Source organism: Plesiocystis pacifica SIR-1, assembly GCF_000170895.1.
GTDB classification, from domain to species: Bacteria; Myxococcota_A; Polyangia; order Nannocystales; family Nannocystaceae; genus Plesiocystis; species Plesiocystis pacifica.
In genome coordinates this window covers 102,909-113,884 of record NZ_ABCS01000024.1, presented here as the reverse complement: position 1 = coordinate 113,884, position 10,976 = coordinate 102,909, and the positions used below count along the sequence as shown (strand labels likewise).

At 70.3% G+C, this 10,976-nt stretch carries 7 protein-coding genes; 4 read left to right on the top strand and 3 right to left on the bottom strand.

The window, feature by feature from the left end:
• Positions 1-310 precede the first annotated feature (310 nt).
• Positions 311-1,834 carry a YihY/virulence factor BrkB family protein gene (locus tag PPSIR1_RS14940; protein WP_006971914.1) on the top strand — a complete coding sequence of 508 codons (1,524 nt, stop codon included), beginning with the start codon at positions 311-313 and terminating at the stop codon, positions 1,832-1,834.
• A 183-nt stretch (positions 1,835-2,017) separates the two neighbouring features.
• On the top strand, positions 2,018-3,325 hold the full coding sequence (locus tag PPSIR1_RS42745; protein ID WP_006971913.1) for a vWA domain-containing protein: 1,308 nt from the start codon (positions 2,018-2,020) through the stop codon (positions 3,323-3,325).
• Positions 3,326-3,637: 312 nt separating this feature from the next.
• On the opposite strand, the gene PPSIR1_RS14930 is transcribed toward PPSIR1_RS42745, so the two are convergent.
• From PPSIR1_RS14930 to PPSIR1_RS14920, 3 genes are read right to left on the bottom strand one after another with little or no spacing between them, the layout of a single operon-like run.
• On the bottom strand, positions 3,638-4,468 hold the full coding sequence (locus PPSIR1_RS14930) for an outer membrane protein assembly factor BamD (RefSeq protein WP_006971911.1): 831 nt from the start codon (positions 4,466-4,468) through the stop codon (positions 3,638-3,640).
• Positions 4,465-5,016, bottom strand: coding sequence for an RNA polymerase sigma factor (locus tag PPSIR1_RS14925; RefSeq protein WP_053335368.1), 552 nt, complete (start codon positions 5,014-5,016; stop codon positions 4,465-4,467). Before PPSIR1_RS14925 ends, PPSIR1_RS14930 begins: the two co-directional genes overlap by 4 nt.
• A 2-nt stretch (positions 5,017-5,018) precedes the next feature.
• On the bottom strand, positions 5,019-6,089 hold the full coding sequence (locus PPSIR1_RS14920; protein ID WP_157595564.1) for a hypothetical protein: 1,071 nt from the start codon (positions 6,087-6,089) through the stop codon (positions 5,019-5,021).
• Between the two features lie 142 nt (positions 6,090-6,231).
• Between PPSIR1_RS14920 and PPSIR1_RS14915 the strand changes: the two genes are divergently transcribed.
• Entirely contained in the window at positions 6,232-7,308 is a 1,077-nt protein-coding gene (locus tag PPSIR1_RS14915; protein WP_006971908.1) for a hypothetical protein, read from the top strand.
• A gap of 127 nt (positions 7,309-7,435) precedes the next feature.
• The gene (locus PPSIR1_RS14910; RefSeq protein WP_006971907.1) at positions 7,436-10,813 is read left to right on the top strand and encodes an error-prone DNA polymerase; all 3,378 of its coding nucleotides are present in this window, start codon (positions 7,436-7,438) and stop codon (positions 10,811-10,813) included.
• Positions 10,814-10,976: the final 163 nt, after the last annotated feature.

Below are 10,976 nucleotides of genomic sequence, written 5' to 3'. Positions count from 1 at the left end.
TCCACGACGGCTGAGTCGTGGACGTGGGGCAGGGAGGGCGTGGCGTCGTCCACGACGGCTAAAATAGTCAGGGACGTGGGGCAGGGAGGGCGTGGCGTCGTCCACGACGGCTAAAATAGACAGAGGGTCGGGCAAAACTCGTTTTGGCCGACCCTCTGAGTCGTGGACGTGGGGCAGGGAGGGCGTGGCGTCGTCCACGACGGCTAAAATAGTCAGGGACGTGGGGCAGGGAGGGCGTGGCGTCGTCCACGACGGCTAAAATAGACAGAGACTGTGATTCAATCACAGTCTCTGAGTTAGAGTGCCCGCGGTGGAGTTCCAGGCCGCTCACAACCTGCGTTCGCGGCTGACGCGGGTCCAGAACTGGCTGCTGCCCACGGAGCCGGAGCACGACCCCAAGCCGGGTCGACGCATCTGGCTGCTGATCACCTACACGCTGCGGCGCTGGCTGGTCACCGACCGCAGCCCCTCGCTGGCGTCGAGCCTCACGCTCCAGACCCTGTTCTCGATCGTGCCGGCCGCGGGCGTGATCTTGTTCTTCATGAGCAAGATCGATCCGACCTTCGGCTCGACCTTCGTCGAGCTGGCCGCGACCGCCCTCGGCCCCGACTCCACGCAAGCCAGCGAGATCGGCGACACCGTCGTGCGCCTGGCCGAGGCCGTGAACCTCCAGGAGCTCGGCAGCTGGGGCCTGCTGGTCATCGTGGTCCTCGCCTACATGGCCTTCTCGACCCTCGAGAACACGGTCAACGACATCTGGCGCATCTCCAAGTCGCGGACCATCGTCGCCAAGTTCACGATGTTCTACACCTTGGCCACGCTGGGGCCGATCATCATCTTCTACAGCCTCGCCCAGCCGGTGCTCGCGCAGGTCAGCGCGTGGGTGGTGACGCCGGTCGTGACCACGAGCATCGGCCTGATCCTGCTCAACCGCTTCCTACCCAACGTCAACGTCCGCTGGCGCGCCGCCGTGATCGGCGGGCTGTTGTCGGCGGCGCTGTTCGAGTTTGGAAAGATCGCTTTTGGTCAGTACCTGAGCCTCGTCGCCATCAGCACCTACCGCGGCCTCTACGGCTCCCTGGCCATCCTCCCGGTGTTCATCGTGTGGGCCTATGTGAGCTGGATGATCGTGCTGCTCGGCGCCGAGACGGCGTTCGTCGTCCACCACATCAGCGCCGTCGCCCGCGAAGGCTACGTCCAGCCCAGTCACCGGGTGCAGCGCCGGTTGCTCCCCGCTCCCGGGCGCACCGCTGCACGTTTGCTCCTCGCCATCGCCGACAACTACGATCGCGCGGCCGAGCTGCGGCGCACGAAAGCCGCGCAGCCTCGGAGCGGTCTGTGGGCCGGCGGCTCGACCCTCGGTCTGCTCGACGAGGAGCCGGCCCAACGCAGCGTCGGGTTGACCCCCGACGAGCTCAACGAGCGCTTCGACCTGGGCCTGGCCCCGATCGTCGCCCTCGCCGACACCCTCGAACGAGCCGGCATCATCGTCGCCCTCGGCAACGACCAGGGCTACGTCCCGGGCATGCCCCTCGAGCAGATCGAGCTCGCGCCCATCCTGCAGATGTTTGATGGCGGAGACGTCAAAGCGGCCCGCACAGACGCGCTGTCCGAGCTCTTCGGTGAACTGGACGACGGTCAAAAGCGTAAGGTTGGATCCTTGAATTTCCAGGATCTGGTCAACCTCGAGCGCAATCGCCGGGAGGGCAAGGACCGCAAGGGTCGAGCTGCGCGGCGGCGCAAAGCTGGCGCGACTGCGGGCAAGGCGGGCTCGCCAGCGGACGCCCCAGCCACTGCGCAGATCGCCGCAGCACCCGACGCGCATTCAGGGTGACAGCCACATACACGTCGGTGCTTTCAGCAGGGGTTCGCGTGGTGGATCGGGCGGGTTCGAGGTCGTGCTCTCGGCACGAGCTGCGCGAATCTGCACATATCCAACTGTACAGATTAGAACTACATACGCTTTGATCGCGTTGATCTCATTGGCAGGATAGCAAAGCACGGTAGACTATTGGCCATGGCATCTCGGACCCACCGTCCTCTCTTTATCCTCGCCTCCGCCGCCACCCTCGCCGGATCTCTGACCTTGACCGCCTGCGGAGACAGCGGCGGCGGGGAGGACGGCAACGACGACTTCGGCGACCAGGACACCGGCGAGAGCGACTCCACGACGGGTGGCAACGACGAGGTCGGTACCGACGAGAGCGAGACCGGAACCGACATGGGCGAGACCGCCGACATGGGCGAGACCGCCGACATGGGCGAGACCGCCGACATGGGCGAGACCGCCGACATGGGCGAGACCGCCGACATGGGCGAGACGACCATGGACGGTGAGACGACCATGGACGGTGAGACGACCATGGACGGTGAGACGACCATGGACGGTGAGACCGACATGGGCGAGACGACCATGGGCGAAGAGACCACCGAGACCACGACCGAGGACGAGGGCGCCTGCGTCGAGCAGTCCGGCGAGGCCGCCCCCCTGCCCCCCGACGTGCTCTTCCTCCTCGACCGCTCGGGCTCCATGCTCGAGGTCGGCTTCGACGTCCAGGACCCCGACAAGACCCGCTGGCAGGCGCTCTACGAGGCCGTCGAGGGCGTCGTCGACGAGGACGCCGACCAGCAGATCGCCTTCGGCGCGAAGACCTTCTCGACCCAGGGCTTCGGCGCCTGCGGCGTGTCGCCGACCCCCGACGTGCCCATCGCCCTGAGCAACGCGGCGCAGCTGCTGTCGACCATCCCCGGGCCCCTCGCGCAGGTCAACGGCGGCACGCCGACCAACCTCGCGCTGACCAACACCATGAACTACATGGAGTCCTACCAGGCCGACGGCGACAAGTTCGTCATCCTGATCACCGACGGCCGCATCGGCTGCGAGAACGACGACGACGCTGCCACCGCGGCCGCCGTCAGCACCATCACCGCCGCCCGCGAGGACCACGGCATCACCACCTACGTCGTCTGCATCGCGCCCTCGATCTTCGGCCCGATCATCGACCAGCTCAACCAGATGGCGGTGGCCGGCGGCGCGCCCTCGGGCATCTTCGGCCAGGAGTACTACCTCGCCGACGACGCCGACATGCTCGCGCTGCGCTCGACCAGGTCGTCCAGGACTCCTACGGCAAGAGCTGCCTCATCAACCTCGACGAGGCGCCCTTCTTCCCCGAGTACACCAAGGTCGTCGTCGACGGCATCGAGTACGACCTGCTCGACAACCCCGCCGACTGCGAGGACACCAGCGGCTTCATCTACAACAACATGGAGAACACGCAGATCAAGCTGTGCGGCCAGGCCTGCGCGGACTTCGGCGAGGTCCTGACCGCCGACGTCGACTTCTACTGCAACCCCAACTGAGTCGTGGACGTGGGGCAGGGAGGGCGTAGCGTCGTCCACGACGGCTAAAATAGACAGAGACTGTGAATGATTCACAGTCTCTGAGCCGAGGTCTGCAGACCCGATCGTCCGCCCCTTCCCGGGGAGGACGAACAGAAAGCCGAGCATCGCTCGGCTTTCTCGCGTTTGCCCGATTGTCGATTGTGACGCTCACCACAACACCCGCACCGATAACGCCATGACAGCGGATAGCGACGAAGCGCCCCCGGTCCGAGGCGGCTGTGGGGCAAAGCAGCGCTCAGTCGCCCAGGCGGTCCGCGACGCAGCTGCCCGCCAGGCGCTTGCGGTAGCCCGCCTGCGGTCGGGTGGCGATGAAGCGGCGCGCGACGGTCTCGGCCTCGTCGCTGCGTCCCGCGGCGCACAGGGCCGTGACCCGGGTCAGCTCGCGCTCCGTCGCCAGGGCGCCCCGAGGGAAGCGCTGCGCGTGGGCGTCGAGCTTGGTCAGCGCCTTCTTCACGTCGCCCGCCTTCAAGGCCGAGCGCGCAGCACCGAGGAGCTGCATCTCGACGGCCAGGCTGTCGGCGCCCTTGGCCGGCTCGGCCTCCGTGCCCTTCTTGGCGTCCGCGTCCACACGCGCGGCCGTGCGCCGGGGCGCCGGAGTAGCAGCCTCGAGCGCGCCGACCTCGTCCGTCGAGTTCGGCTCGGTCGGCGGGGCAACGCTGGGCTCCGCCGGCGAAGGCGTTCGCGGAAGCTCGACCCGCGCTGGCGCGGGATCGGCCTCCGGCTCCGGCTGCCCGAGGTCCTCCGCGCTGACCTGGCGACCGTCGGCAACCACCGCGCGCAGGTCGAGCTGGGGCCCGCGGTCGCGCAGGGCGAAGAAGGCCCCCAGGCCCACGCCGAGGACCAAGGTGGTGGTCAGCAAGACCAGCTGCGGCGAGCTGCTCGTGGCCACGGAGGCCCCAACGTCGCCCGCGGACTCGGGGCCGAGGTCGGGCCCCAGCTCACCGACGGCCGCCCTGGACTGCACCGCCTCCCAAGTCCGCGCGCGCACCTCCGCCGAGGGCGTCCGCGCCTGCGTCCACGCCTCGATGAGCGCTCGTCCCTGCTCGCCCTTGTCTTCCATGGTCATTGCCTTCGCTTCTCGATGGCCTGCGCGAACAGCTGCCGAGTCGCGCGCAGGCGGGTGTAGACGGTGTTGCGGTTGATGCCCAGGGCCTCGGCGATCTCCGTGCCCGAGAGCCCCTCGGCCTCGGACAGCACGAAGATCGAGCGGCGCGACTCGTCCAGGGTCGCCAGGAAGGCCTCGACGAAGTCCGTGGCTTCGCTGCGCGCTGCGGTCTGCTCGGGGTCGGGGTTGTCGCTCCCGCGAGCGGAGTCGGCGGGCAGCAGGCGCAGGCGCCGTTTGGCCCGGGTCGCGCTGCGCCGGCGGTCCTTGGCCACGCGGCGAACGATGCCGAACAGCCACGGGCGGATCGGCCGGCTCGGGTCGTAGTCGGGCAGGCGGCGACGGACGACCAGGAACACGTCCTGGGCGATGTCCTCCGCCTCGGCCTCGGCCGCCCCGAGGCTCAGCGAGCTCCGCCACACGAAGTCGAAGTGCTCGGCGTAGATCGCCGCGAGGCGCTCGTCTCGCTCGCGCTCGGCCACCGCGGCCTCGGCTCGGTCCCCTCGACCCATCGTCACTGCCTTGGCCGCCGCCCGCCGGGATTGTTGGACCCGACCCCCGGCCAGCGAAATTCCGCGCCCACGAGGGCGCGAACGCCCGCCAGCGGCGTCGCGTGGACCAGCCCAGCCCCGTCCACGAGGGTCCGCGGCCGGGACAGCCCCAGCCAGCCCTCGACGCCCGCGAACACGCCCACGGAGCGCGAGGCCATCCAGCTGAGCGAGGCCGCGGCGTTCACCGCCGACCACAGCGCCCGGGACCGGCGCTCGACGGGGAGCCCGAGGCCCTGGACGGTCTGCGGCCCAAGCTCGACGCCGAGGCACAGCGGAAAGAACACGGGCGCGCGGGCCAAGCGCGGCTCTCCGCACCCGCGCGCGCCCACGGCCCAGCCGAACAAGCGCACCCGCGCGTCGCTCCCGCTCGGGGCGCCGGCGATGTCCACGGCGCGCTCTCGCGGCAGGCCGACCATGCCCGTGAGCTCGACGCGGGCCAGACCCACGCGCGCGCCCGCGCTCCCAAACAGCTCGGCGTTGATCCCCGGCAGGGGCCCGAGGGCCCCGCGCGCGGCGAGGGTCGCGACGAAGCCGACGCGGCTTGGAGGAGGCTCGGGCTCGGGCTCGGGCTCGGGCTCGGGCTCGGGCGCTTCGACTTCGGGCACCTCGACCTCGGGCGCCTCGACCTCGGGCGCCTCACTTTCGGCCGTCGCCGCCTCTGTGTCGTCGAGCTCGCCGTAGACCCCGACCGGGTCGAGGGTCACCGCGATCATCAGCGCCGCCGCCTCGATCGCCAGCTCGCAGCTCTCGGCCCAGAAGCTGCGCTCGACGCCCTCGTCGGCCAGGTCCATGTCCAGGCGGACGGCCCAGCCCCCGTCCACGGGCTGCACGTCGATGCCCACGGCGATCCGCTCGTGGGCCGGCTCGAGCTGATAGCCACGCAGAGCAGCCCGCAGGGCGTCCGGGTCCTCGCAGCCGCCCTCCCCCTCCCAGCGCAGCTCGAGGCCCGGGTCTTCGGTGGACTCCCGCGCGGGAGCAGGTGCAGGAGCAGGCGCAACCACCAGCCACCACGCCAAAGAGGCCGCCGCACCCATTCTCCAGAGCATAACGAATCCTTCGACGCTCGCGCCCCCGAGCCCCTCGCACGCCGCCTCCTCGGTGACCCAGCTCGCGCTTCGAACCCCGAGCAAACATCGACCAACAATCCCAAACACGCGCGGCCAACCCGAGGTCGAGATGGACCGTCGCCGCACCCTCCCCTTCGCCCTGCTCGGCCTCGCGCTGCTCCCCCTCACCTCCGCGTGCGCCCCAGACAACGACGCCGGCAGCATCTTCACGGGCGACGCGGCCGACGAGATCGGCAGCGAGGAGATGGACGACGAGGGCACCTCGACGACGGACTCGGAGGGCAGCAGCGGGGGCGGAGACAGCAGCGACGAGGCCGAGGCCGAGGACGAGAGCGAGTCCGGGCCCAAGCTCGACACCCTGCCCCCGGACACCGTCGACGACGGCGTCGGCGGGAGCGAGGGCTGCGAGTCCATCGACGTGCTCTTCGTCGTCGACATCTCGGCCTCGATGAACGAGGAGAAGGCCAACCTCAACGCCAACTTCCCGGCCTTCGTCCAGGTCCTCGACGACTACGTCGCCGACCCCCAGACGGCCGCGCTGGGCTACCGCCTGGGCCTGACCAACTCGACCATCGTCGACAACGCCGACGGCCAGGCGACCTTCGGCCTCGACGGCGAGCTGTTCCCCGCCGTCGGCGACGGCTTCTTCTTCCCGGACTGCAACTTCATGGGCAAGCTGTGGATCGACGGCCCCGCCCCGGGCGTGACCGAGTCCTTCACCTGCGCCGCCGAGCAGCCCAAGAGCGACTGCAACAACTGCTCGGACATCGGCAAGGAGCGGCCCCTCGACGCGATCGAATACTTCGTCGACAAGGCGGGGCCGGGCGGGGTCAACGAGGGCTTTTACCGCGGCGCCGAGTCCTTGCTGGTCATCGTGCTGCTGACCGACGAGGACGACGACGTCCAGAACACCACGACCACGCCCGCCCAGACCCAGGCCATCCTCGACCAGTTCGCCGAGGGCGCGGAGCGCTACGTCATCGTCAACATCTCGGGCCCGGCCGTGGGCGGGTGCAGCTCGGCCTTCGGCGACGCCACGGCGGCGCCCATCCTCCACGCGTTCACGACCTCGGTCGCCAACGGGGTCCAGGGCGACATCTGCCTCGGCGATCTGAGCGGGGCCCTCGACGAAGCCCTCGACACCATCGTCGAGTCTTGCGACACCCTCCCGCCGCCCATCGGCTGACGCGGCTGAGCTGCGCAGCCCCCTCACCTCGCCCTCGGGTGGGGCGTAAACCGACCACTAGCCCAGTAGTCCCGGGGCTTTGGGTCACAGAGACTGAACACGGGTCCAGTCTCCCTGATCCGGTCCAGTGCGCCCCTACGTCCCCCTCACGGTCAAGAGCAACTTCTCCTTCCTCGAAGGAGCGAGTCACCCCAGCGAGCTGGTCGAGACCGCGGCCGAGCTGGGCCTGCCGGCCCTCGGCCTGTGCGACCGCGACGGGGTCCACGGCGTCGTGCGGGCCCACATGGCGGCCAAGGAGGTCAACCTCAAGCTCCTGCTCGGGGCCGAGCTGAGCCTGGGCTCGCTGCCCGAGCAGCTGATGCTGACCTCGCCCACGCCCCGCCGCGCCCAGCAAAACCGCAGGAGCAGCCGGGGTCGCGGTCGCGGTCGCGGTCGCAAGCCCCCGCCAGAGCTCGGCGAGGGCTCCCGGGTCACCGTCCTCGCCGAGGACCGCGACGGCTGGGCGCGCCTGTGCCGACTGCTGTCCATCGCCCACGGCCGCGGACCCAAGGGCCAGGCGCGGCTGACCCTCGACGAGCTCGCCGGCGAGGCGGGCACGGGCGTCTACGGCGAGGCGGCCAACTCCCCCGCCCGCTCCATGCACGCCCGCCCCGGGGCCGGGCTCATCGCCCTGGTCCGCGATCCCCAGCACCTCCCCCTGCTCGCCGAGGCCTGGGGGCGCGACCGCGTCTACGCCCTGGTCACCCGCCACCGCCGGGCCGAGGAGCTCGCCCTCGAGGACAAGCTGCGCGCCGCGGCCCAGCACGTGGGCGTGGCCTGCGTCGGCTCGACGGACGTCCTCTACCACCGCAGCGCCCGGCGTCCGCTCCAGGACGTGCTCGCCTGCGTGCGCGCCGGGGCGACCCTGCGCGAGGCCGGGCAGGCCATCCAGGGCAACGCCGAGCACGCCCTCGACAGCATCGTCGCCATGCGCGAGCGCTTCGCCGACTGCCCCGAGCTCCTCGATCGCAGCCTCGAGATCGCCGAGCGCTGCAGCTTCTCCCTCGATCAGCTGCGCTACGTCTACCCCGGCGAGACCCTGCCCGCCGGGCGCAGCGAGGGCGACCACCTGCGCGAGCTGACCTTCGCCGGCGCCCGCACCCGCTACGCCGATCGCATCCCCCCCGAGGTCACGGCCCAGCTCGAGCGCGAGCTGAGCCTGATCGCCGAGCTCGACTACGGCGGCTACTTCCTGACCATGAAGGAGATCGTCGAGTTTTGCCGGCGGGAGGGGATCTTGTGCCAGGGCCGGGGCAGCGCGGCCAACAGCGCGGTCTGCTACTGCCTGGGCATCACCGCCATCGATCCGGTGCGCATGGACCTATTGTTCGAGCGCTTCTTGAGCCGCGAGCGCGCCGAGCCCCCGGACATCGACCTCGACATCGAGCACGAGCGCCGCGAAGAGGTCATCCAGTGGGTCTACGCCCGCTGGGGCCGGCGCCACGCGGCCATGGTCGCCAACGTGATCCGCTACCGCGCCCGCTCTGCCGTGCGCGAGGTCGGCAAGGTCTTGGGCCTGCCCCAGACCTGCCTCGACCGCGTGTCCAAGCTCCTGGGCCACCACTACCACGGGGGCTCCGTCGACCCCGAGCTGCTGCGCACCGTCGGCCTGGACCCCGAGCACCCCATCCACGAGCACCTCATCCGCCTGAGCACCGAGCTCCTCGACTTCCCCCGCCACCTGTCCATCCACCCCGGCGGCTTCCTGCTCGGCAGCGACCCCGTCGACTCCATGGTGCCCATCGAGCCCGCGTCCATGGAGGGCCGCACGGTGATCCAGTGGGACAAGTACGACGTCGAGGACCTGGGCCTGTTCAAGGTCGACCTGCTCGGCCTCGGCGCGCTCAGCCACGTGCGCCGCTGCCTCGATCTGATCGGCGCCCACGAGGGCGTGGACCTCGACATGGCCACGATCCCCTACGAGGACACGCCGACCTTCGACCTATTGTGCCGGGGCGACACCGTGGGCGTGTTCCAGGTCGAGAGCCGGGCGCAGATGGCCATGCTCCCGCGCCTGCGCCCGCGCTGCTTCTACGACCTGGTCATCGAGGTCGCCATCGTCCGCCCCGGGCCCATCCAGGGCGACATGGTCCACCCCTACCTGCGCCGGCGTCAGGGCCACGAGCCCATCGAGTTCCCCCACCCCAAGCTCGAGCGCGTGCTCGCCAAGACCTGCGGCGTGCCCATCTTCCAAGAGCAGGTCATGAAGCTGGCCATCGCCGTCGCCGACTACACCCCCGGCGAGGCCGACCAGCTGCGCCGGGACATGGGCGCGTGGCGATCGAGCGGGCGCATCGAGGCCCACGAGCAGCGCCTGGTCAGCCGGATGATGGCCAACGGCATCGAGCGCGAGTTCGCCGAGCGGGTCTTCCAGCAGATCAAGGGCTTCGGCGAGTACGGCTTCCCCGAGAGCCACGCCGCTTCCTTCGCTCTCATCGCGTGGGTCACGGCCTGGCTCCGCGCCCACCACATGCCCGCGTTCAGCTGCGCCCTGCTCAACTCCCAGCCCATGGGCTTTTACTCCGTGGCCACCCTCGTCGAGGACGCGCGCCGCCACGGCGTCGAGGTCCGGCCCATCGACGTGCGGAGCAGCGACTGGGACTGCCTGCTCGAGCCGCGCAAGCTCGAGGGCGCCGGCGGGCCGGACCCGTGCTCGCGCTGGGCGATGCGCATGGGCCTGCGGTGGATCAAGGGCCTGGCCCACAAGGACGCCGCGGCCGTCGTCGCGGCCCGACGCGCGCGCCTGGCCAAGAACTCGGGCAAGAACCCAGGCAGGCCCGCGTGGCGCGACCTCGACGACTTCGTGCGCGACACCAGGCTGCCCAAAAAGAGCCTCACCCTGCTCGCCGAGGCCGGCGCCCTCGAGGCCTTCGACCGCGCCCCGCGGCCCCTGGCCGACCGCACGAGCACGCGCCGCGACGCCTCCTGGGCCGTGCGCGGCGCCCTGGTCCGCGCCGACGATCGCCTCAGCCTCGGCGAGGCCGCGGCCCACCAGCCCGCCTTCCCCCGCCTCGATCGTCACGAGGCCGTCGCCTGGGACTACCGGACCAGCTTTCACAGCACCCGCGGCCACCCCCTCGAGCAGCTGCGCGCCCGCCTGCGCCGCGCGAGGGTGCCCCACGCCGAACAACTCGCCGCCCTCCCCACCGGGCGAAAGGTCCGCTACGTCGGGCTGGTGATCTGCCGCCAGCGCCCGGGAACGGCCAGCGGCGTCACCTTTTGCACCCTCGAGGACGAGACCGGCTTCGTGAACCTGGTGATCTGGAAGCAGGTCTTCGAGGCCCACAACGTGCTCGCGCGGACGGCCGTGTTGATCGGCGTCGACGGTCGCGTGCAGCGTGCCGAAGGGGTCACCCACCTGATCGCCGACGCGCTGTGGGACCCCTCCGAGTCGCCGCTGGTCCTTGGACCAAAGGCCACCCTCGAGCTCGACGAACAGTCCTTGCGCAGCCGCGACTTTCACTGAGCCGACCGCCCGGCCGAGCGGCGAAAAAAATCGCAGGGCCGAGCAGCCAGCGACCACATTTCGTGATAGGTTGATCCTCTGGCTTGCCGTCGCTTTCGCGACAGCTGGCCCAAAATTCCTCACTCGAATCTTCGAGCGATCGAACCCAACCCATCGGCGAGCC